21 protein-coding genes are annotated in these 20,463 nt (G+C 69.3%); 18 read left to right on the forward strand and 3 right to left on the reverse strand.

The window, feature by feature from the left end; genetic code table 11:
- The first annotated feature begins 1 nt into the window (after window position 1).
- The 7 genes from AAHM41_RS14685 to AAHM41_RS14715 all read left to right on the forward strand — a co-directional run bounded on the left by AAHM41_RS14685 (window position 2) and on the right by AAHM41_RS14715 (window position 6,316).
- Window positions 2–586 (forward strand): amino acid synthesis family protein, encoded by a 585-nt coding sequence (locus tag AAHM41_RS14685; RefSeq protein ID WP_342237297.1) that lies wholly within the window; start codon window positions 2–4, stop codon window positions 584–586.
- A complete protein-coding gene (locus AAHM41_RS14690; protein WP_342237298.1) occupies window positions 583–1,167 on the forward strand; it encodes an amino acid synthesis family protein in 585 nt (194 codons plus the stop codon). The genes AAHM41_RS14685 and AAHM41_RS14690 overlap by 4 nt, the downstream gene beginning before the upstream one ends.
- A gap of 52 nt (window positions 1,168–1,219) precedes the next feature.
- Window positions 1,220–2,422: an ABC transporter substrate-binding protein gene (locus AAHM41_RS14695; RefSeq protein WP_342237299.1), complete on the forward strand. Its 1,203-nt coding sequence runs from the start codon at window positions 1,220–1,222 to the stop codon at window positions 2,420–2,422.
- 71 nt (window positions 2,423–2,493) lie between these two features.
- Window positions 2,494–4,380 carry an ABC transporter permease gene (locus AAHM41_RS14700; RefSeq protein WP_342237300.1) on the forward strand — a complete coding sequence of 629 codons (1,887 nt, stop codon included), beginning with the start codon at window positions 2,494–2,496 and terminating at the stop codon, window positions 4,378–4,380.
- Window positions 4,377–5,156: an ABC transporter ATP-binding protein gene (locus tag AAHM41_RS14705; protein ID WP_342237301.1), complete on the forward strand. Its 780-nt coding sequence runs from the start codon at window positions 4,377–4,379 to the stop codon at window positions 5,154–5,156. The genes AAHM41_RS14700 and AAHM41_RS14705 overlap by 4 nt, the downstream gene beginning before the upstream one ends.
- Complete coding sequence (locus tag AAHM41_RS14710; RefSeq protein ID WP_342237302.1) at window positions 5,153–5,857, forward strand: ABC transporter ATP-binding protein; 705 nt, start codon at window positions 5,153–5,155, stop codon at window positions 5,855–5,857. Before AAHM41_RS14705 ends, AAHM41_RS14710 begins: the two co-directional genes overlap by 4 nt.
- Before the next feature lie 12 nt (window positions 5,858–5,869).
- Window positions 5,870–6,316 (forward strand): MarR family winged helix-turn-helix transcriptional regulator, encoded by a 447-nt coding sequence (locus AAHM41_RS14715; protein ID WP_342237303.1) that lies wholly within the window; start codon window positions 5,870–5,872, stop codon window positions 6,314–6,316.
- Between the two features lie 234 nt (window positions 6,317–6,550).
- On the opposite strand, the gene AAHM41_RS14720 is transcribed toward AAHM41_RS14715, so the two are convergent.
- On the reverse strand, window positions 6,551–7,753 hold the full coding sequence (locus AAHM41_RS14720; RefSeq protein ID WP_342237304.1) for a calcium-binding protein: 1,203 nt from the start codon (window positions 7,751–7,753) through the stop codon (window positions 6,551–6,553).
- Between the two features lie 244 nt (window positions 7,754–7,997).
- Between AAHM41_RS14720 and AAHM41_RS14725 the strand changes: the two genes are divergently transcribed.
- Window positions 7,998–9,203 carry a calcium-binding protein gene (locus AAHM41_RS14725; RefSeq protein WP_342237305.1) on the forward strand — a complete coding sequence of 402 codons (1,206 nt, stop codon included), beginning with the start codon at window positions 7,998–8,000 and terminating at the stop codon, window positions 9,201–9,203.
- A 4-nt stretch (window positions 9,204–9,207) separates the two neighbouring features.
- Here AAHM41_RS14725 and AAHM41_RS14730 read toward each other — a convergent pair whose 3' ends face one another.
- The gene (locus tag AAHM41_RS14730; RefSeq protein WP_342237306.1) at window positions 9,208–10,407 is read right to left on the reverse strand and encodes an amidohydrolase family protein; all 1,200 of its coding nucleotides are present in this window, start codon (window positions 10,405–10,407) and stop codon (window positions 9,208–9,210) included.
- Between the two features lie 218 nt (window positions 10,408–10,625).
- On the opposite strand from AAHM41_RS14730, the gene AAHM41_RS14735 reads away from it, so the two are divergent.
- From AAHM41_RS14735 to AAHM41_RS14750, 4 genes are all read left to right on the forward strand, one after another.
- Window positions 10,626–11,399 (forward strand): ferredoxin--NADP reductase, encoded by a 774-nt coding sequence (locus AAHM41_RS14735; RefSeq protein WP_342237307.1) that lies wholly within the window; start codon window positions 10,626–10,628, stop codon window positions 11,397–11,399.
- A 287-nt stretch (window positions 11,400–11,686) separates the two neighbouring features.
- The gene (hppD, locus tag AAHM41_RS14740) at window positions 11,687–12,808 is read left to right on the forward strand and encodes a 4-hydroxyphenylpyruvate dioxygenase (RefSeq protein WP_342237308.1); all 1,122 of its coding nucleotides are present in this window, start codon (window positions 11,687–11,689) and stop codon (window positions 12,806–12,808) included.
- Window positions 12,805–13,200, forward strand: coding sequence for a Rieske (2Fe-2S) protein (locus tag AAHM41_RS14745; protein WP_342237309.1), 396 nt, complete (start codon window positions 12,805–12,807; stop codon window positions 13,198–13,200). The genes hppD and AAHM41_RS14745 overlap by 4 nt, the downstream gene beginning before the upstream one ends.
- 37 nt (window positions 13,201–13,237) lie before the next feature.
- Complete coding sequence (locus AAHM41_RS14750; protein ID WP_342237310.1) at window positions 13,238–13,819, forward strand: histidine phosphatase family protein; 582 nt, start codon at window positions 13,238–13,240, stop codon at window positions 13,817–13,819.
- 7 nt (window positions 13,820–13,826) lie between these two features.
- Here the strand turns inward: AAHM41_RS14750 and AAHM41_RS14755 are convergent, their stop codons facing one another.
- Window positions 13,827–14,591 carry an IclR family transcriptional regulator domain-containing protein gene (locus tag AAHM41_RS14755; protein ID WP_342237317.1) on the reverse strand — a complete coding sequence of 255 codons (765 nt, stop codon included), beginning with the start codon at window positions 14,589–14,591 and terminating at the stop codon, window positions 13,827–13,829.
- Between the two features lie 171 nt (window positions 14,592–14,762).
- On the opposite strand from AAHM41_RS14755, the gene AAHM41_RS14760 reads away from it, so the two are divergent.
- The 6 genes from AAHM41_RS14760 to AAHM41_RS14785 are packed head-to-tail and all read left to right on the forward strand — an operon-like array spanning window position 14,763 to window position 20,383.
- Window positions 14,763–15,932, forward strand: coding sequence for an ABC transporter substrate-binding protein (locus AAHM41_RS14760; RefSeq protein WP_342237311.1), 1,170 nt, complete (start codon window positions 14,763–14,765; stop codon window positions 15,930–15,932).
- Between the two features lie 4 nt (window positions 15,933–15,936).
- Window positions 15,937–16,797 (forward strand): branched-chain amino acid ABC transporter permease, encoded by an 861-nt coding sequence (locus AAHM41_RS14765; protein WP_342237312.1) that lies wholly within the window; start codon window positions 15,937–15,939, stop codon window positions 16,795–16,797.
- A complete protein-coding gene (locus AAHM41_RS14770) occupies window positions 16,794–17,804 on the forward strand; it encodes a branched-chain amino acid ABC transporter permease (RefSeq protein ID WP_342237313.1) in 1,011 nt (336 codons plus the stop codon). Before AAHM41_RS14765 ends, AAHM41_RS14770 begins: the two co-directional genes overlap by 4 nt.
- Window positions 17,801–18,553 carry an ABC transporter ATP-binding protein gene (locus tag AAHM41_RS14775; protein ID WP_342237314.1) on the forward strand — a complete coding sequence of 251 codons (753 nt, stop codon included), beginning with the start codon at window positions 17,801–17,803 and terminating at the stop codon, window positions 18,551–18,553. Before AAHM41_RS14770 ends, AAHM41_RS14775 begins: the two co-directional genes overlap by 4 nt.
- Window positions 18,546–19,265, forward strand: a complete 720-nt coding sequence (locus AAHM41_RS14780) for an ABC transporter ATP-binding protein (protein ID WP_342237315.1) — start codon at window positions 18,546–18,548, stop codon at window positions 19,263–19,265. The genes AAHM41_RS14775 and AAHM41_RS14780 overlap by 8 nt, the downstream gene beginning before the upstream one ends.
- A gap of 17 nt (window positions 19,266–19,282) precedes the next feature.
- Window positions 19,283–20,383: a 5-methyltetrahydropteroyltriglutamate--homocysteine S-methyltransferase gene (locus AAHM41_RS14785; RefSeq protein WP_342237316.1), complete on the forward strand. Its 1,101-nt coding sequence runs from the start codon at window positions 19,283–19,285 to the stop codon at window positions 20,381–20,383.
- Window positions 20,384–20,463 lie beyond the last annotated feature (80 nt).

Consider the following 20,463-nt stretch of genomic DNA (forward strand, 5'->3'; position numbering starts at 1 on the left):
CATGCCTGAGGTCGAGATCCGCAAGCGCCTGGTCACCGTCGAGGAGATCTTCCACGAGGGCGGGCCGCCGGCCGCGACGCCGCTGCGGCGGGGCGCCATCATCGCCGTGATCCGCAACCCCTTCGCCGGCCGCTATGTCGAGGAGATCGCGGGCTTCATGGACGATCTGAAGCCGCTGGGCCTGGCCATGGCGCAGCAGCTGATCGCAGCGCTGGGCAGCGACCCGAAGGCCATCCAAGGCTATGGCAAGGGCGCCATCGTCGGCGCCGCCGGCGAGCTGGAGCATGGCGCGCTGTGGCATGTCCCCGGCGGCTACGCCATGCGCGAGGCGCTGGGCGGCGCCAAGGCGATCGTGCCCTCGGCCAAGAAGGTCGGCGGGCCCGGCGCGCGCCTGGATGTGCCGGTCACCCATATCGACGCCTCCTATGTCCGCAGCCATTTCGACGCGATGGAGGTCGGCGTGCCGGACGGCCCGAAGGCGGACGAGATCGCGCTGGTGCTGGTGATGACCACCGGCGCCCGCATCCACGCCCGAATCGGCGGGCTGAAGGCCAGCGAGATCAAGGGCGAGGACGGCCTGCGATGAGCGCGAAGATCCGCAAGATCGTCACCTTGGTCGAGGAGACCGTGACCGAGATGGGCCGGCCGGTCACCCCGCCGACCCGCCGCGCCGCCGCCGTGGCGGTGATCGAGAACCCCTTCGCCGGCCGTTATGTCGACGACCTGACCGAGCTGTTCGAAATCGGCGAGGAGCTGGGCGCGCTGCTGGCCGCGAAGGCGGTGGCAGCATTGGGCATCGAGGGGCCGGCGGCGGAGAGCTACGGCAAGGCCGCGGCGGTGGGCGAGAACGGCGAGCTGGAGCATGCCGCCGCCATCCTGCACCCGAAGCTGGGCACGCCGGTGCGCAAGGTGCTGGGCAAGGGCACGGCGCTGATCCCGTCCTCGAAGAAGCGCGGCGGCCCGGGCGTGACGCTGGACATCCCGCTGGGCCACAAGGACGCGGCCTATGTCCGCAGCCATTTCGACGGCATGGAGGTGCGCATCGCCGACGCGCCGCGGGCCGGCGAGATCGTGGTCGCGGTGGCGGTGACCGACAGCGGCCGCCCCCTGCCCCGGGTCGGCGGGCTGACCAAGGACCAGATCAAGGGGGAGGACGGCCTCCGCTGAATCGAGCAAACCACAAGGCAGCCCGACCGACAGGGACACGAAGGAGACAGGGATGAAAGCAGGGTTTCACGTCGCGGCGGTCCTGGCGTTCGCCGCCGCCCTCTGCGGGCCGGCAGCCGCCGGGGCGCAGGAGATCAAGATCGGGGAGATCAACAGCTATTCCGGCCTGCCGGCCTTCACCGAGCCCTACCGCAAGGGCTGGCAGCTGGCGATCGAGGAGATCAACGCCGCCGGCGGGGTCAACGGCCAGAAGCTGGTCGTCGTCTCCAAGGATGACGGCGGCAAGCCGGCCGACGCCGTGACCGCCGCCAACGAGCTGGTCTCGTCCGAGGGCGTCACCATCCTGGCCGGCACCTTCTTCTCCAATATCGGCCTCGCTGTGTCGGACTTCGCCAAGCAGAAGAAGGTGTTCTTCATGGCGGCGGAGCCCCTGACCGACGCCGTCACCTGGGCCAACGGCAACCGCTACACCTTCCGGCTGCGCCCGTCGAACTACATGCAGGCGGCGATGCTGGCCGAGGAGGCGGCGAAGCTGCCGGCCAAGCGCTGGGCCACGGTGGCGCCGAACTACGAATACGGACAGTCGGCGGTGGCGGTGTTCAAGCAGCTCTTGTCCGCCAAGCGGCCGGACATCGAATGGGTCGATGCGCAGTGGCCGCCGCAGGGGAAGATCGACGCCGGTTCGGTGGTGCAGGCGCTGGCCGCGTCGAAGCCGGAGGCGATCCTGAACGTCACCTTCGGCGCCGACCTGGTGAAGTTCGTGCGCGAGGGCAACACCCGCGGCCTGTTCGAGGACCGCTCGGTGGTCAGCTTCCTGACCGGCGAGCCGGAATATCTCGACCCGCTGAAGGACGAGACGCCGGAAGGCTGGATCGTCACCGGCTATCCCTGGTACGCGATCAAGTCGCCCGAGCATGACGCGTTCCTGAAGGCCTACCAGGCCAAGTACAGCGACTATCCGCGGCTGGGCTCGATCGTCGGCTACACCACGATGAAGTCGATCGCGGCGATCCTGGCCAAGGCTGGATCGGCCGACCCCGACAAGATGATCGCGGCGGCCGAGGGCATCGGCGTCGACAGCCCGTTCGGCCCCATCACCTTCCGCAAGATCGACCACCAGTCGACCCTCGGCGCCTTCGTCGGCAAGACCACGGTCGAGGACGGCAAGGGCGTGATGACCGACTTCCACTACCGCGACGGCGCCCAGTACCTGCCCAGCGACGCCGAGGTCGCCAAGCTGCGGCCGGCGGAGTGACCTCCTAGTCCCCCCTCCCCTCGCGGGAGGGGGCTAGGGGGAGGGGGGACTAGAATAATGGGAGAGACCTGTTGGATTTCCTCGTCGCCCAGTTCCTGACCGGACTCGCCAGCGCCGCCTCGCTGTTCCTGGTGGCGTCGGGCCTGTCGATCATCTTCGGCGTGACGCGGATCGTGAACTTCGCGCATGGCGCCTTCTACATGCTGGGCGCGTATCTGGCCTACACCCTGACCGAGCGCTTCTCCGGCACGCTCGGCTTCTGGGGCGGGCTGGTGGCCGCGGCCCTGATCGTGGCGGCGCTCGGCGCTCTCCTGGAGATTGTGTTGCTGCGCCGGATCTACCGGGCGCCGGAGCTGTTCCAGCTGCTGGCCACCTTCGGCGTCACCCTGATGGTCGCGGATCTGGTGGTGCTGATCTGGGGGCCGGAGGACCTGGTCGGCCGCCGCGCGCCGGGCTTTCGCGGCGCGGTCGAGATCCTGGGCCAGAGGCTGCCGCTGTACGATTTGTTCCTGATCGTCCTCGGCCCCGTCGTGCTCGGCCTGCTCTGGCTGCTGTTCCGGCGCACCCGCTGGGGCGTGCTGGTGCGGGCGGCGACCCAGGACCGCGACATGATCGCGGCGCTGGGTGTGAACCAGAAATGGCTGTTCACCAGCGTCTTCGCGCTCGGCGTGTTCCTGGCCGGCCTCGGCGGGGCGCTGCAGATCCCGCGCGACGCGGTCACCCACACCATGGATTTGCGCATCATCGTCGAGGTCTTCGTCGTGGTGGTGATCGGCGGGCTGGGCAGCGTGCCCGGCGCCTTCATCGCCGCGGTGCTGGTGTCGGAGCTGAACGCCTTCGGCATCCTGGTCTTCCCCACCATCTCGCTGGTGCTGGTGTTCCTGGTGATGGCCTGCGTCCTGGTGGTGCGGCCCTGGGGCCTGCTGGGCAAGCCGGAAGGACCGGCGCGGCCGACCATCGGCATCGCCATCCGGCCCTGGCGCCCCTTCGCCCCGGGCGAGCGCATCGCCCTCTTGGCCGCGCTCGTGCTCGCAGCACTGCTGCCGACGGTGGCCGGCGGCTACGCACTGGCGGTGGCGTCAGAGATCGCGATCTTCGCCCTGTTCGCCGCCAGCCTGCAGTTCCTGATGACCACCGGCGGCCTCGCCTCCTTCGGCCATGCCGCCTATTTCGGACTCGGCACCTATGGCGCCGCCTTCGCGGTCAAGGCGATGGGCCTGCCGATGGAGGCGGCGCTGCTGGCCGGCCCGGTCTTCGGCCTGCTCGGCGCGGCGCTGTTCGGCGCCTTCTGCGTGCGCCTGTCCGGCGTCTACTTCGCCATGCTGACCCTGGCCTTCGCCCAGATCACCTGGTCGGTGGCGACGCAATGGGTCGAGCTGACCGGCGGCGACAACGGCATGCTGGGGATCTGGCCGTCGTCCTGGGCGGCGAACCCGGCCGGCTTCTACTGGCTGGCCCTGGCGGTGGCCGCGGCCGGCATCGCGCTGTTGCGGGTGCTGACCTTCTCGCCCTTCGGCTTCGCCCTGCGCGGGGTGCGGGATTCGACCCAGCGGGCCGAGGCGATCGGCATCGGCCGGGCCAAGGTGCAATGGGTCGCCTTCCTGGTCGCCGGCACCATGGCCGGGCTGGCCGGAGCGCTGTTCGCTTTCCTCAAGGGCAGCGTGTTCCCGGACAATCTCGGCATCCCGCTGTCGATCGACGGGTTGGTCATGGTGCTGCTGGGCGGCATCGAGACCGCGTCCGGCGCCGTGGTCGGCGCCATCGTCTACAAGGCGCTGGCGATCTGGCTGGTCAGCCAGACCGACCTGTCGAAGCTGGTGCTGGGCGGCATCATCGTGCTGCTGGTGGTGGCCTTCCCCAAGGGCATGGTCGGTTTCGTCGAGGAGTGGCGTGCCCGCCGAAAGAAACCCCCGGCCTCGATCTCGGCTGCCGCCGCGCCTGCGGAGGCCGCGGAATGAGTGCGCCCCTGCTGCAGGTCGAGGGCCTGGCCAAATCCTATGCCGGGGTGCAGGCGGTGCGCGGCGTCGACTTCACGCTCGAGGCCGGCGGCATCCTGGCCCTGATCGGCCCGAACGGCGCCGGCAAGAGCACCTGCTTCAACATGCTGAACGGCCAGATCCGCCCCGATGCCGGCCGCGTCCGGCTGCAGGGGCGCGACATCACCGGCCTGGCGCCACGCCGGGTCTGGCGCCTGGGTGTCGGCCGCACCTTCCAGATCGCCGCCACCTTCGCCTCGATGACGGTGCGCGAGAACGTGCAGGTGGCGCTGCTGTCGCATCACCGCCGGTTCGGCCTCGGCTTCGCCGGCCGCGCCTATCGGGCAGAGGCCGACGCGCTGCTCGGCCTCGTCGGGCTCGGCGATGCGGCGGAGCGGGCCTGCGGCGAGCTGGCCTATGGCGACGTCAAGCGGCTGGAGCTGTCGATCGCGCTGGCCAATGCGCCAAAGCTGCTGCTGATGGACGAGCCGACCGCCGGCATGGCGCCGCGGGAGCGGGTGGCGCTGATGCGGCTGACCGCGGAGGTGGCGCGGCAACGGCGGATCGGCGTGCTGTTCACCGAGCACGACATGGACGTGGTGTTCGAGCATGCGGACCGGATCATGGTGCTGAACCGCGGCGCGCTGATCGCCGAGGGATCGCCCGAGGCGGTGCGCCGCGACCCGCAGGTGCGCGCGGTCTATCTCGGCGACGGCCTGGTCTACGACGCCCGGCATCGGGAAGGGGTTCCGGCATGACGCTCTCGGTCTCCGGCCTCAACGCCCATTACGGCCCGGCCCATATCCTGTTCGATGTCGGCTTCGAGGTCGGCGACGGCGAGGTCGTCGCCTTCCTCGGCCGCAACGGCGCCGGCAAGTCGACCACCTTCCGGTCCCTGGTCGGGCTGGTGCCGCGTCGGGAAGGGAAGATCCTGTTCCACGGCGCCGACATCGCCGCGAAGCCGACGCATGAGATCGCCCGCGCCGGCCTCGGCTATGTGCCGGAGGACCGGCGGATCTTCACCGATCTGACGGTGGAGGAGAACCTGGCGGTCGGCCTGCAGCCGCCGCGGCCCGGCGCGCCGACATGGACGCCGGAGCGGCTCTACGCTCTGTTCCCCAACCTGGCCGAGATGCGCCGCCGCCCCGGCGGCCGGATGAGCGGCGGCGAGCAGCAGATGCTGACCATCGCCCGCACGTTGGCGGGCAACCCGTCCCTGGTGCTGCTGGATGAGCCGTCCGAGGGGCTGGCGCCGAAGATCGTCGAGCAGATGGCCGACGCCATCCTGGCGATGAAGCGCGAAGGCTTGAGCGTGCTGCTGTCCGAGCAGAACCTGCATTTCGCGCGGCTGATCAGCGACCGCGCCTACATCATCGAGACCGGCCGCATCCGCTTCGGCGGCACGATGGCCGAATTGGAGGCGCAGCCGGAGATCCGCGACGCCTATCTCGCGGTGTGATAGGAAGCCGCCATGACCATCACCATTTCCGCGACACGCGGGCAAGGCCCATACATCCTCGACGACCAGATCGGCTTCATCCTGCGCCAGGTCAGCCAGCGCCACGCCGCGATCTTCGCCTCCGGCATCGGCGAGCAGGACCTGACGGCAACGCAATGGGCGGTGCTGGCCAAGCTCTTGGAGCGCGGCCCCTGCTCGCAGAACCGTCTCGGTCGCCGCACCGCCATGGATGCGGCGACGATCAAGGGCGTGGTCGACCGGCTGGGCAAGCGCGGCCTGATCGAGACGCGGCCGGACCCGGAGGACGGCCGCCGGCTGGAGGTCGCGCTGAGCCCTTCCGGCCGCGCCCTGGCCGAGCGTATCGTGCCGAATGCCCACCGCATCACCGAGGAGACGCTGGCGCCGCTGGACGAGGCCGAGCAGGCGACGCTGGTCGAATTGCTGCGCAAGCTGACCTAGGCGCTACAGCACGAAGTCTGTGGCGACCAGGGCGACGGCGCCGGTCAGGGTGATGTGGAAATCCGAGACCTTGTCGCCGTTGAGGTCGCCGGCGATGGTGGTGACGCCGCCGACCACCGAGGTCCGGAGCTGACCGGCGACGCCGGTGTAGAGGGCGGTGCCGATGAAGCTGAAGGCCTGGTTGCCGGCAGCCGCGATGTTGGCGTCGATCGCCGACAGGTCGATGCGGTCCGCCTAGGCCCGGCTGAAATCCGTGATCCGGTCCGCCCCGGCTCCGACCGGGCTCTGGCCGATGCTGCCATAGACGAAGCGGTCGGCTCCGGCACCGCCAGCGAGCACGTCACTGCCGCCGGCCCCGGCGAGGATGTCGTTGCCGTTCCAGCCTTGCAGGGTGTTGGCGCCGGTGTTCCCGACGAGGCTGTCATTGCCCTGGCTGCCGGACAGAGTCTCGATCTCGGCCAGCGTATCGCCCTGCGCCTCGCCGCCGCTGCCGGCGCCGGTGGCCAGGTTGACCACCACCCCGATCGAGCCGGTGAAGTAGCTGGCTGTGTCGATGCCGGCCCCGCCGGAGAGCCGGTCGGCTCCGGCGCCGCCGCAGAGCAGGTCGTTACCGGCGGCGCCGGACAGGCTGTTCGCCCCGGCATCGCCGATCAACCCATCGGCATGGGACGATCCCAGCATGTGCTCGACATCCGGGCCGACCAGGTCGCCCTCGGCGTCGCCGCCGGTTCCGTAGTCGCCGATCGTCACGCTCACGCCGGTGGCGCTGGTCGAGTAGTCGGCGGTATCGGAACCGGCACCGCCCAGCAGGATGTCGGCCCCGGCCCCACCTTCCAGCGCATCAGCGCCGTCGCCGCCACGCAGGACGTCCTCGCCCGCCTCGCCGCGCAGCCTGTCAGCGCCGGCATCGCCGGAGAGCCGGTCGTCCTCGGTGCCGCCATGGAGCCTGTCGCTGCCAGCCCCGCCATAGAGCTTGTCGTCCCCGTAGCACCCGAAGAGCAGGTCATTGCCGTCGAGACCGGACAGCTCGTCCCCCGCGCCCAGGGTGTCGTCGGTGTATTCGCCCATCAGGAGATTGTCCGCAGCGGATCCCCACAGGTGATCGGCAAACATCGTTCCGGTCAGGTTCTCGACGTCCGTTCCAATCGTGTCGCCGGCGGCTGCCCCGGCGCCGGATACGCGCATGCCGATCGCGGCATAGGCCGCACCTTCGAGGGGGTCGGCACGGCTGTAGTCGACGGAGTCGTCGCCGACCCCGCCGGACAGCTCGTTGTTCGAGCCGCCGCTGAACAGGATGTCGTTTCCCGTTTCACCGTAAAGCTCGTCGTAACCCTTGACCGCAACCAGCGTATCGTTGCCGCCCCGGCCGTAGACGAAATCGGCCGCGGCAGTGCCGTAGAGGGTGTTGGAATTGTCGTCGCCGAAGATGTTGCCCACGGCACGGCCCCCGCGATCGTCGACGCCTCCCGGCGTCCCAGGCGCGAATCCTGTCCCGCAACATCCTCCGCCGCATCAGCCGAACATACGATGCCGTCGACGTCGCACCAGCACCCAATCACAAGATTTCACACGACAGCCATGGATTTCGCCAGACCGAAATCTATAAACTTCTCGTCGAAATAAGATTTCATGCACCGGAGCGCAAAGCGACCGGCATAGTCCAGCGCATTGGGAGGCGGAGATGACGATCCTGATCGACACCGAAGGCGACGACCGGCTGTTCGGCGGCGATGGCGACGACAGCCTGTCTGGCCTGGGTGGAGACGACGTGCTGCGCGGCCGGAACGGCAACGACCGGCTTGAGGGCGGCGACGGCGACGACAATCTCTATGGCGGCTATGGCGCGGACGTGCTGAGCGGCGGGGCCGGGATCGACATCCTCAACTATGGCGACAGCTCCGACGGCGTCTCGGTCGACCTGACCACCGGCACCGGCCGCGGCGGCCACGCCGAGGCCGACGTGCTGCTGGACAGCTTCGAGATCGTCCGCGGCAGCCAGTTCGACGACGCCCTCACCGGCGACGCGGCCGGCAATGCGCTGCGCGGCCTGGCCGGGGAGGACGTCCTGCTCGGCTTGGCGGGGCGCGACGTTCTCAATGGCGGCGACGGCGACGATCTGCTCGATGGTGGCGCCGGGCCCGACCACCTTCTCGGCGGCGCCGGCATCGACACGGTCAGCTATGCCGATAGTCCGGTCGGCCCGACGATCAACCTAACCACCGGCGTCAGCACGGACGGCGACGCCGAGGGCGACGTCCTGTCCGGGATCGAGATCATCGAGGGCAGCCGGGAACGCGGGATCCACGTCATCGGCGACGACAACGTCAACATCCTGCGCGGCCTGGGCGCGATCAACGTCTTGGAGGGCATGGGCGGCGACGACGTCGCGACAGGCGCCGACTATTTCGACGCCTTCTACGGCGGCGACGGCAACGACCTGCTCGTCGGTGCAGGATACAACGATCAGCTGATGGGCGATGCCGGCGACGACACGATCGTCGGCGGCACCGGCAACGACAACCTCTACGGCGACGATCTCTACGACGCGACCGGGGCTGATCGCTTCGTCTATACGTCGTTGGCCGACACCACCGTCACCACCGACGCCAATCTCCGGGAGAAGATCCTCGACTTCTCCCACGCCGAGGGCGACGTCGTCGATCTCGGCGCCATCGATGCCGACGGCGATGCCGCCAACGGCGACACCGCCTTCACCATCGTCGCCGGCACCACCTACACCGGCGCCGGCGCCGAGCTACTGCTCACGCCGGTCGGGACCGGGCGCAGCTTCCTGGTCCGCGCGGATGTGGACGGCGACCGGCGCACCGACTTCCTGGTGCAGATCGTTACCGACGCCCCGCTGACCGCCGCCGATTTCGTGCTGTAGGCCCCTACCCCCTCACCACCGCCGGCACCCGGGTCGCCGGCGGCGTGTTGCGGCTGCGCTGGCTGCGCACCACGCCGTCGATCACGGTCATGCCGACGCCCGGCAGGTCGCCGAGCTGCACGCTCTCCAGGAGCGAGGTGCCGGCGGAGTGCTGGGCGGTGTCGAGGAAGACGAAATCGGCCGACCAGCCGGGCTCGATGATGCCGGCGTCGAGCTTGCGCATCCGCGCGGTGTTGCCGGTGGCGAAGCAGAAGGCGGTCTCGGCCGGCACCTCGCCGAGCGAGGACAGCATCGCCACCATGCGCAGGATGCCGAGCGGCTGCACGCCGGAGCCGGCCGGCGCGTCGGTGCCCAGGATCACGCGTTCCAGCTGCCCCATCTCCCGGGCCGTGCACAGGGTGAACAGCGCCGCCCGCTCATTGCCGTTGTGCACCAGCTCCAGCCCGCGCTTGCAGCCCTCGCAGATGCAGCGGATCTGGCCGTCCGGCAGGGCGGTGTGGCCGCCATTGATGTGGCCGACCACATCGGCGTCGGTCTCCAGCACCACATCCTTGTCGATCAGGCCGGAGCCGGGGATCGACGGACCGCCGGTGTGGATCGTGCTCTGGATCCCGTATTTCCGGGCCCATTGCACCATACGGTTGGCGGTCGGCCCGTCCTTGACGCCGCCGAGGCCGATCTCGCCGAGCAGGGTGACGCCGGCCGCGGCCAAGTCCTTGAAGTCCTGCTCCTCCATCTCCTTCTCGATCACCGGCGCGCCGGCGTGGATCTTCACGCCGGAGGGGCGGAAGGCGGAGAAGCTGCGCTGCGCCGTGACCGCCAGGGCCTTCAGCCCGATGACGTCGCGCGGCCGGCCGGGCAGATGCACCTCGCCGGCCGAGATCATGGTGGTGACGCCGCCATGCAGGCTGGAATCGATCCAGCCGATCTGGTTCTGCCGGGGCGTCCAGTCGCCGATCACCGGGTGGACATGGCTGTCGATCAGCCCGGGCGCCAGCGTCGTGCCATGGGCGTCGATCAGGGTGGTGGCGCCTTCGGTGTCGACATCCTTCTCGCGCCCGACCGCGGTGATGCGGCCATCGACCGCGACCACGGTGTCGGCGTCGAGGATAGGCGCCTCCAGCTTGCCGCTGAGCAGCAGCCCGATGTTGCGGATCACCAGCTTGGCCGGGCCGGCCGGCTTCTGCGGCTCGTCATGCGCCATGAGACGTTCCTTTGTCGCTGCCCCGTAGCCGGGGCGCCTCACCTGTCGCGGGCGGTTGACAGCGCAGCCGTCCGCATTTATTGTTAGTATACAAACAAATTATGCCGCAGCAAGGCCGGCTTGCAAATTTCGCCGGAAGAATCTACATGCATCGGCTCGACAGCGGCGAGGCTATTTCCCACATTCTGCGCGTAGTCGCGAGCGAAGGGTGACGAGGCATGAGCAACTTCAATGAGGAGCGCGTTCTCAGCGTCCATCACTGGACCGACACGCTCTTCAGCTTCAAGACGACCCGCAACCCGACGTTCCGCTTCAAGAACGGCCAGTTCACGATGATCGGGATCCCGGTCGACGGCAAGCCGCTCCTGCGCGCCTACAGCGTCGTCAGCCCGAACTACGAGGACGGGCTCGAGTTCTTCTCGATCAAGGTGCAGAACGGGCCGCTGACCTCGCGCCTGCAGCATCTGAAGGAAGGCGACCCCGTCATCGTCGGCCGCAAGGCCACGGGCACCCTGGTGCTCGACAACCTCAAGCCCGGCCGCAACCTGTATCTGCTCGGCACCGGCACCGGCCTGGCGCCGTTCCTGAGCCTGATCCGCGACCCCGAGACCTATGAGCGGTTCGAGAAGGTGGTGCTGCTGCATGGCTGCCGCCAGATCGCCGAGCTGGCCTATGGCGAGCTGATCACGCAGGAGCTGCCGCAGGACGAGTTCCTGGGCGAGGAGATCCGCGGCAAGCTGATCTACTACCCGACGGTGACGCGCGAGCCGTTCCGCAACCGCGGCCGCATCACCGACCTGATCACCTCGAACAAGCTGTTCGAGGATATCGGCCTGCCGCCGCTGGCGGTCGAGCACGACCGCGTCATGCTGTGCGGCAGCCCGCTGATGCTGGCCGACCTCAAGGTGATCCTGGAGGAGCGCGGCTTCGTCGAGGGCAACCACGGCGAGCCGGGCGACTACGTGATCGAGAAGGCCTTCGTCGAGAAGTAAGCGCGGCCCCGCCGCTGCGCGATCCAAAGGCCGCCGGAGCGATCCGGCGGCCTTTCTTTTTGGTCCGTAGGTTGGGTTCGCCGTCGCGAACCCAACATGGTGCCGTCGGAACGGTGTTGGGTTCGCATCCGCGAACCCAACCTACTCTGTACGCTGATTTATCGCGGCCAAAGCGCCACCTACGCGCGAAACACGCATCAACCACTTTGGTCGCCCCTCCTTTCGCACGGAACGTCCACGCCCCTGCTGCTATCATTCCTCTCGGACCGCCACGCCAGGAGAGCAGCATGGGCCCCTATCCGCACGACGCCCCGCCGGCCGAGATCACCGAATCCAACCCGATGGGCACGGACGGGTTCGAGTTCGTCGAATACGCCTCGTCCGAGCCGGAGAAGCTGGGTGCCCTGTTCGAGACCATGGGCTTCGTGCCGGTGGCGCGGCACAAGTCGAAGCGGGTGACGCTGTACCGCCAGGGCGACATCAACTTCGTGGTCAATGCCGAGCCGGACAGCTTCGCCAGCGACTTCGCCCGCAAGCACGGCCCCTGCGCCTGCGCCATGGCCTTCCGCGTCGCCGATGCCGATCATGCGTTCAAGCGCGCCGTGTCGCTGGGTGCCAAGCCGGTCGAGACCCGGGTCAATGCCGGCGAGCTGCAGATCCCGGCGATCGAGGGCATCGGCGGCTCGTTGCTCTACCTCGTCGACCGCTACGGCGCCAAGGGCTCGATCTACGACGTCGATTTCGACTGGATCGGCGCGGCCGAGCCACATCCCGAGCCTGCCGGCCTCTATTATGTCGACCACCTGACCCACAATGTGCATCGCGGCCAGATGGATGTCTGGGTCGGCTTCTACAGCCGGCTCTTCAACTTCCGCCAGATCCGCTACTTCGACATCAGCGGCAAGCTGACCGGCCTCTTCTCCCGCGCCCTGACCAGCCCGGACGGCAAGATCCGCATCCCGATCAACGAGAGCGCCGACGAGAAGAGCCAGATCGAGGAATACCTACGCGCCTACAAGGGCGAGGGCATCCAGCACGTGGCGCTGGGCAGCCGCGACATCTATGCCTCGGTCAGCCGGCTGGAGCAGAACGGCTTGGCCTTCATGCCCGCCCCGCCCGACACCTATTACGAGAAGATCGACGGCCGCCTGCCGAAGCATGGCGAGCCGGTCGACAGGCTGCGCGAGCTCGGCCTGCTGATCGACGGCGAGGGCGTGGTCGAGGGCGCCCACACCAAGGTGCTGCTGCAGATCTTCTCGCAGACCGTCATCGGCCCGATCTTCTTCGAGTTCATCCAGCGCAAGGGCGATGACGGCTTCGGCGAGGGCAATTTCCGCGCCCTGTTCGAGAGCATCGAGGAGGACCAGATCCGGCGCGGCGTTCTCTCCGCCGACAGCGACGCGGCGTGACGAGCAATCCTTTCGCGCCGGACGACGGGCCGGCCTGGCGCCGGCATCCGTACGTACCGGCGCCAGAGACGGTGCTGGGGCGCCTGGACGAGATCGAGGATCCGGGCGTTCGCGTCCTCGCCTTCGGCGCCGGCCGCCGCGTCTTCTCGATGTTGCTGGTCCGCCGCGGCGGCACCGTCAGCGCGTTCCTCGACGCCTGCCCGCACGCCTTCCTGCCGCTGACCTGGCGCGGCGGCAGCGTGCTGAGCGCCGATGGCCGGCGCCTGGTCTGCTCCAACCACTTCGCCGAGTTCGACGCCGGCGACGGCAGCCCGGTCTCCGGTCCGGCCGATTGCGGGCTCGATCCGATCCCGGTGCTGCTGGAGGCCGACGGCGCGATCGTCATGGGCTAGGATCGCCTCCTGAGTCCGCGCGACCGAGAGGCCATCGATGAGCAGCCCGTTTCCCGAATTGTATCTCGTCCGGCATGGCGAGACGGAATGGAGCCGGTCCGGCAGGCACACCGGCCGGACCGACATCCCGCTGACCGAGGCGGGCGAGGCGGCGGCGCGCGGCGTCGCCGGCCGGCTGCAGGGCCTGTCCTTCGCGGCGGTCTGGTCGAGCCCGTCGCTGCGGGCCCGGACCACCTGCGCGCTGGCCGGATTCGGGGCCGGCGCCGTGATCAAGGACGAGCTGGCGGAGTGGGATTACGGCGCCTATGAGGGCATCACCACCAGGCAGATCCTGGCCGAGCGCCCGGGCTGGCAGCTGTTCCGGGACGGCTGCCCGCAGGGCGAGGATGCGGCGCAGGTCGGCGCCCGGGCCGATGCCGTGATCGGCCAGTTCCGGCAGGCGGCCGCAACGGTCCTGGTGTTCTCCAGCTCCCATTTGCTCCGGGTCCTCGCGGCGCGCTGGATCGGCCTGCCGCCACAGGGGGGCTCGCGCTTCGTGCTGGACACCGCCAGCCTCAGCGTCCTGGGCTACGAGCACGACCTCACCGAGCCCGTCATCCGGCGCTGGAACCAGAGGTAGTCCCGCTCTAGCCGCGCTGCACCGCCAGGGCCACGGCCCGCGCGGCCTCCTGCAGCGCCGGCAGGAAGCGCTCGCGCATTTCCTCCGCCCCGACCCGCCCGGCCGGGGCGCTCAGATTGATCGCCAGGTTGCCGGCGGAGATGCCGCCCGGCACCGCGACCGCGATCGAGTTCAGCCCGGTCTCCAACTCCTCCGACACCAGTGCGTAGCCGCGGCCGCGCACCTCGGCCAGCCGCGCCGCCAGGGCCGGGCGCGTGGTCAGCGTGTGCCCGGTGAGCCGCTCCAGCACCGCGGCCTCGAAATAACGCTCGAGCTCGCGGGGATGCAGCACCGCCAGCAGCGCCTGGCCCATCGAGGTGGCATGTGCCGGCAGCCGGGTGCCGACCCCGAGCCCGACGGTCATGATCCGGTGCGCCGCCGGCGACCGGGCGACATAGGTGATCATGGTGCCGTCCAGCATGGCGGCCGAGGCCGATTCGCCCAAGGTCCGCGTCAGCCCCAGCAGCGCGTCACGCACCCGCTCGATCTCGCCCATCCCGGACAGGAAGCTGTGGCCGAGCGACAGGATCGCCGGTGTCAGCTCGAAATGCTTGCCGTCGCTGCGGGCATAGCCGGCCTCGCACAGGGTCAGCAGGAAGCGCCGCGCCGCGGCCCGGGTCATGCCGGTGCGCGACGCCGCCTCGGTGATGGTCTGCCGCCGATGCCCCGCGCCGAAGCTGCGGATGATGTCGAGCCCCTTGCGGAACGAGACGACCTGCTCGTCGCGCAGAATTTTCCTCCCGGCCTGTTCGTATAGCGAACAAGACTTCTGCTATGCGCACAAATTCTTGACCGCATTCGAGGCCCGGCACAAGAGATCAATGGGACAAGAAGATCAGGGATCGAGGATGATCGGTCCAACGGCGAAAAAGCCGCCAGCCATCGACAACAGGGGAGGACCAAGATGAATCGACGCCACATCACCGCAGCGGCCCTGGCCGCCGCCCTGCTGGCGGCTTGGCCTGTGGCGGCGCAGGACACGGTCAAGATCGGCCTGATCCTGCCGATGACCGGCCCCTCCGCCTCCACCGGGCGGGAGATCGAGGCCGCGGCCAAGCTGTACCTGCAACAGAACGGCAGCACCGTCGCCGGCAAGACCGTCGAGCTGATCGTCCGGGACGACACCGGCACCGCCGACGTCACCAAGCGCCTGGCGCAGGAGCTGGTGGTGAAGGACAAGGTGTCGGTGCTGGCCGGCTTCGGCCTGACCCCGCTGGCCGCCGCGGCGGCGCCGATTTCGACCCAGGCCAAGGTGCCGCAGGTGATCATGGCCGCCGCCACCGCGGTGACCACCGAGGCCTCGCCCTTCATCGTCCGCACCAGCTTCACCCTGCCCCAGGCGACCGTGCCGCTGGCCGACTGGGCCGCCCAGAACGGCATCAAGACCGTGGTCACGCTGGTCAGCGACTACGCCCCCGGCCTGGATGCGCAGAAGGCCTTCGCCGAGCGCTTCGGCAAGGCCGGCGGCCAGGTGACCGAGCAGTTGCAGGTGCCGCTGAAGAGCCCGGATTTCGCGCCCTTCCTGCAACGGGTGGCCGACGCCAAGCCGGATGCGCTGTTCGTCTTCGTGCCCTCGGGCCAGGGCGCCATCTTCATGAAGCAGTTCGTCGAGCGCGGCCTGGACAAGTCCGGCATCCGGCTGATCGCCACCGGCGACCTGACCGATGACGAGCTGTTGGACAAGATCGGCGATGTGGCGCTGGGCACCATCACCACGCACCACTATTCCGCGGCCCATGACAGCGCGGAGAACAAGGCCTTCGTCCAGGCCTTCCAGGCGGCCAATGGCGGGATGCGGCCGAACTTCATGGCGGTCGGCGGCTATGACGGCATGCATCTGATCTTCGAGGCGCTGAAGAAGACCGGTGGCGCCACCGACGGCCAGGGCCTGGTCGACGCCATGAAGGGCATGAGCTGGACCAGCGTGCGCGGCCCGGTCTCGATTGACCCGGACACCCGCGACATCATCCAGAACATCTATGTCCGCAAGGTCGAGAAGCGCGACGGCGCGCTGTACAATGTCGAGTTCGCGACCATCGAGGCGGTGAAGGACCCGGTCAAGGCGGCGAAGTAACGCCATGACGACGATCCTGTTCGACGGCATCGCCTACGGCATGCTGCTGTTCGTGCTGGCCTGCGGCCTGTCGGTGACGCTGGGGCTGATGAACTTCATCAACCTGGCGCATGGCGCCTTCGCCATGCTCGGCGGCTATGTCACCGCCATCCTGATGAGCCGCTGGCAGGTGCCGTTCTTCCTGTGCCTGCCCGCCGCCTTCCTGGCCGCGGCCGCGGTCGGGCTGGTGCTGGAGCGGACGCTGTACCGGCAGCTCTATCGCCGCAGCCATCTCGACCAGGTGCTGTTCTCGATCGGGATCGTCTTCATGGCCATGGCCGCCGCCGACTACCTGATGGGGTCGGAGCAGCAGATCATCCAGTTGCCCGACTATCTCCGCGGCCGGGTCGAGGTGCTGGGCGTCGGCATCGGCATCTACCGCGCCCTGATCATTGTCATCTGCGGCGCGCTGGTGCTGACGCTGCAAGGGGTGCTGGCCTACACCCGCTTCGGTAGCCGGCTGCGAGCCGCGGTCGATGATCCGCGCGCGGCGAGGGGTCTGGGCATCCGGGTCGACACCGTCTTCGCCGCCACCTTCGCCGTCGGCAGCGGCCTCGCCGGCCTCGGCGGCGCGCTGGGGGCGGAGATCCTCGGCGTCGACCCGACCTTTCCGCTGAAATACATGATCTATTTCCTGATCGTCGTGACGGTCGGCGGCACCTCCAGCCTGACCGGCCCGTTCCTGGCCGCGCTGCTGCTCGGCATCGCCGACGTCGCCGGCAAGTACTATGTCCCGGCCCTCGGCTCCTTCGTCATCTACACGGTGATGATCGTGGTGCTGCTGCTGCGGCCGCAGGGTCTGTTCGCCCGCGGAGGCAACCGGTGACGGCCGCCCCGCTCTCCGCCTCGGCCGCACAGATCTCCCCGGCCGCATCGCGCGCCCGCTGGCGGCTGCCGGAGTTCCTGTTCTGGCTGGCCGCCCTGGCCGCGCTCTTCCTGCTGCCGGACCAGCATCTGATCCTGAACGAGATCGCGATCCTGGCCCTGTTCGCGCTCTCGCTCGACCTGATCCTCGGCTATGCCGGCATCGTCTCGCTCGGCCACGCCGCCTTCTTCGGCCTCGGCGCCTATGTCGCCGGCCTGCTGACCATCCATGTCGCCGGCGAGCCGCTGCTGGGCCTCGCGGCCGCCGCAGTCGCCGGGGCCGTGCTGGGCTTCGCCACCGGCTTCCTGGTGCTGCGCGGCTCCGACCTCACCCGGTTGATGGTGACACTCGGCGTCTCGCTGCTCTTGTTCGAGATCGCCAACCGGGCGGCCGGGCTGACCGGCGGGGCCGACGGGCTGAACGGCATGGCGGTCGGCCCGATCCTCAGCCGGTTCGAGTTCGACCTGTTCGGCACCACCGCCTATGCCTACAGCCTGGCGGTGCTGTTCGTGCTGTTCCTGTTCGCCCGGCGGGTGGTGCATTCGCCCTTCGGCCTGTCGCTGAAGGCGATCCGCGACAACCGGCTGCGCGCCGCCGCGGTCGGGGTGCCGGTGGCTAGGCGGCTGGTCGGCGTCTACACGCTGTCCGCCGCCTATGCCGCGGTCGCCGGGGCCCTCTTGGCCCAGACCACGCAGTTCGTCTCGCTCGACGTGTTCGACTTCCATCGCTCGGCCGATGTGCTGCTGGTGCTGGTGATCGGCGGCGCCGGCTACCTCTATGGCGGGCCGATCGGCGCCGTGCTGTTCCGCTTCCTGCAGGACTGGATCTCCGGCCTGACGCCGCAATACTGGTCGTTCTGGCTGGGCGCCTTCCTGGTGCTGCTGGTGCTGGTCGGCCGCGACCGGCTGGTGCAGGGCGTGCGCCGGCCGATCGCCGCCCTGCTCTCCCGCTTCGGAGGCGGGCGATGACCGTGGCGCTGGAGACCATCGGCCTGATGAAGCGCTTCGGCGGCCTGGTCGCCACCAACGACGTGTCGCTGCGCATCGAGGTCGGGGCGCGGCACGCGCTGATCGGCCCGAACGGCGCCGGCAAGACCACCTTCGTCAACCTGCTGACCGGCGTGCTCACGCCCAGCGGCGGCCGGGTGCTGCTGGGCGGCGAGGACATCACCGGGCTGAAGCCGCACCTCCGGGTCCGCCGCGGCCTGGCCCGCACCTTCCAGATCAACCAGCTGTTCCCGGAGATCACGCCGCTCGACACCATCGGCCTCGCCGTGGCCGAGCGCCTGGGCCGCGGCGGCGACTGGTGGCGCGTGGCCGGCGGCAAGGCCGAGGTGCTGGACGAGATCCTGGCCGTCGCCGAGCGCTTCCGCCTGACCGACGTGCTGCAGGAACGCACCGCCACCCTGGCCTATGGCAAGCAACGCCTGCTGGAGATCGCCACGGCCTTCGCCTGCCGGCCGCGTGTCCTGCTGCTGGATGAGCCTGCGGCCGGCGTGCCGGAGGCGGAGCGGCAGGAATTGCTGGCCACCATCGCCGAGCTGCCGCAGGACGTCTCGGTGCTGCTGATCGAGCACGACATGGACCTGGTGTTCAGCTTCGCCGACCGGATCTCGGTGCTGGTCAACGGCGCGCTGCTGACCGAGGGCCCGCCCGACGCCATCGCCGCCGACCCGCAGGTGCGCGCCGTCTATCTCGGGGAGGCGGTCGATGGCTGAGCTGCTGGCCCTGCGCGACCTCGTCGCCGGCTATGGCGAGGCCGTCGTCGTCTCCGGCGTGTCGCTGAGCCTGGCCGAGGGCGAGGCCTTGGCCCTGCTCGGCCGCAACGGCACCGGCAAGACCACGCTCCTGAACAGCATCATCGGCGTCACCCGCCGCTTCGGCGGCACCGTCGCCCTGGACGGGCGCGACCTGACCCGGGCGCGGCCGGAGGACCGGGCGCTGGCCGGGATCGGCTGGGTGCCGCAGGAGCGCAACATCTTCAAGTCGCTGACGGTCGAGGAGAACATGACCGCAGTGGCCCGCCCCGGCCCGTGGACGCCGGAGCGCGCCTACGCTCTGTTCCCGCGGCTGAAGGAGCGGCGCGGCAACCTGGGCAGCCAGCTGTCGGGCGGCGAGCAGCAGATGCTGGCCATCGCCCGCGCTTTGATGCTGAATCCGAAGCTGCTGCTGCTGGACGAGCCGACCGAGGGGCTGGCGCCGATCATCGTCGAGGAGCTGCTGGCGGCGCTGAAGCGCATCCTGCGCGACGAGGGCGTCGCGGCTGTCGTGGTCGAGCAGCACGCCCAGAAGATCCTGTCCGTCACCGACCAGGCGGTGATCCTGGAGCGCGGCGCCATCGTCCATGCCGCGCCCAGCGCCGCCCTGAAGGCCGACGAGGCCGCCCTGACCCGCCATCTCGGCGTGACCCGCAAGGGTCCGCACGCCTGACCCAAGGAGGAACCCCGATGCCGCGCCAGACCCCGCCCTTCCGCGCCGACATGGTCGGCAGCCTGCTGCGCACCGCCCCCTTGAAGGCCGCCCGCGCCCAGCACGAGCAGGGCGCCATTTCGGCCGGCGAGCTGCGCGCGGTCGAGGACCAGGAGATCCGAAAGATCATCCGCCGGCAGGAGGAGATCGGGCTGCAGGCCGTCACCGACGGCGAGTTCCGCCGCGCCTTTTGGCATTTCGATTTCCTCGAGCATCTCGACGGCGTCGAGGGCTACTGGGCCGATCACGGCATCCAGTTCCAGGGCGCCCAGGTGAAGCCCAAGGGCATCCGCGTGACGGGCAAGCTCGGCTTCTCCGGCCACCCTATGCTGGAGCATTTCCGCTTCCTGAAGGCGAACACCGCCCGGGTGCCGAAGATGACGATCCCGTCGCCCAGCATGCTGCACTATCGCGGCGGACGGCAGGTGATCGACGCGGCGGCCTATCCCGAGATGGAGGAATTCTACGCCGATCTCGGCCGGGCCTATGCCGGCGCCGTGGCCGCCTTTGCCGCCGAGGGCTGCCGCTACCTGCAGCTCGACGATGTCAGCTTCGCCTATCTTTGCGACCCGGATCAGCGGCGGATGCTGGCCGAGCGCGGCGACGACCCGGTGAAGCAGCCGGGGATCTATGCCGGCATGCTGAACGCCGCCATCGCCGGCCGGCCGAAGGACATGACCATCACCATGCATCTCTGCCGCGGCAATTTCCGCTCCACCTTCATCGCCTCGGGCGGCTATGAGCCGGTGGCCGAGCGGCTGTTCAACGAGATCGCCGCCGACGGCTATTTCATGGAATGGGACACCGAGCGCGCCGGCGGGTTCGAGCCGCTGCGCTTCCTGCCCAAGGGCAAGACCGTGGTGCTGGGCCTCGTCACCTCCAAGACCGGCACGCTGGAGAAGAAGGACGACATCAAGCGCCGGATCGACGAGGCGGCGAAGTTCGTCGACCTCGACCAGTTGTGCCTCAGCCCGCAATGCGGCTTCGCCAGCACCGAGGAGGGCAACATCCTGGCCGAGGACGAGCAATGGGCGAAGCTGGCGATGATCGTGGAGATCGCCCGGGAGGTGTGGGGGTAGTCCTCCTTCGTCATGGCGAGGCGCGCAGCGCCGTGGCCATCCAGGGCCGCTCGCACCGGCATCGGGTAGGAGGGGGCCTT

The sequence above is a fragment of the Inquilinus sp. OTU3971 genome, from assembly GCF_038440215.1.

Bases quoted from the DNA above. Each gene is read 5' to 3' on its own strand.
- AAHM41_RS14685 (WP_342237297.1), top strand. From the start codon at position 2: ATGCCTGAGGTCGAGATCCGCAAGCGCCTGGTCACCGTCGAGGAGATC.
- AAHM41_RS14690 (WP_342237298.1), top strand. From the start codon at position 583: ATGAGCGCGAAGATCCGCAAGATCGTCACCTTGGTCGAGGAGACCGTG.
- AAHM41_RS14695 (WP_342237299.1), top strand. From the start codon at position 1,220: ATGAAAGCAGGGTTTCACGTCGCGGCGGTCCTGGCGTTCGCCGCCGCC.
- AAHM41_RS14705 (WP_342237301.1), top strand. From the start codon at position 4,377: ATGAGTGCGCCCCTGCTGCAGGTCGAGGGCCTGGCCAAATCCTATGCC.
- AAHM41_RS14710 (WP_342237302.1), top strand. From the start codon at position 5,153: ATGACGCTCTCGGTCTCCGGCCTCAACGCCCATTACGGCCCGGCCCAT.
- AAHM41_RS14715 (WP_342237303.1), top strand. From the start codon at position 5,870: ATGACCATCACCATTTCCGCGACACGCGGGCAAGGCCCATACATCCTC.
- AAHM41_RS14725 (WP_342237305.1), top strand. From the start codon at position 7,998: ATGACGATCCTGATCGACACCGAAGGCGACGACCGGCTGTTCGGCGGC.
- AAHM41_RS14730 (WP_342237306.1), bottom strand. From the start codon at position 10,407: ATGGCGCATGACGAGCCGCAGAAGCCGGCCGGCCCGGCCAAGCTGGTG.
- AAHM41_RS14735 (WP_342237307.1), top strand. From the start codon at position 10,626: ATGAGCAACTTCAATGAGGAGCGCGTTCTCAGCGTCCATCACTGGACC.
- hppD (WP_342237308.1), top strand. From the start codon at position 11,687: ATGGGCCCCTATCCGCACGACGCCCCGCCGGCCGAGATCACCGAATCC.
- AAHM41_RS14750 (WP_342237310.1), top strand. From the start codon at position 13,238: ATGAGCAGCCCGTTTCCCGAATTGTATCTCGTCCGGCATGGCGAGACG.
- AAHM41_RS14760 (WP_342237311.1), top strand. From the start codon at position 14,763: ATGAATCGACGCCACATCACCGCAGCGGCCCTGGCCGCCGCCCTGCTG.
- AAHM41_RS14765 (WP_342237312.1), top strand. From the start codon at position 15,937: ATGACGACGATCCTGTTCGACGGCATCGCCTACGGCATGCTGCTGTTC.
- AAHM41_RS14775 (WP_342237314.1), top strand. From the start codon at position 17,801: ATGACCGTGGCGCTGGAGACCATCGGCCTGATGAAGCGCTTCGGCGGC.
- AAHM41_RS14780 (WP_342237315.1), top strand. From the start codon at position 18,546: ATGGCTGAGCTGCTGGCCCTGCGCGACCTCGTCGCCGGCTATGGCGAG.
- AAHM41_RS14785 (WP_342237316.1), top strand. From the start codon at position 19,283: ATGCCGCGCCAGACCCCGCCCTTCCGCGCCGACATGGTCGGCAGCCTG.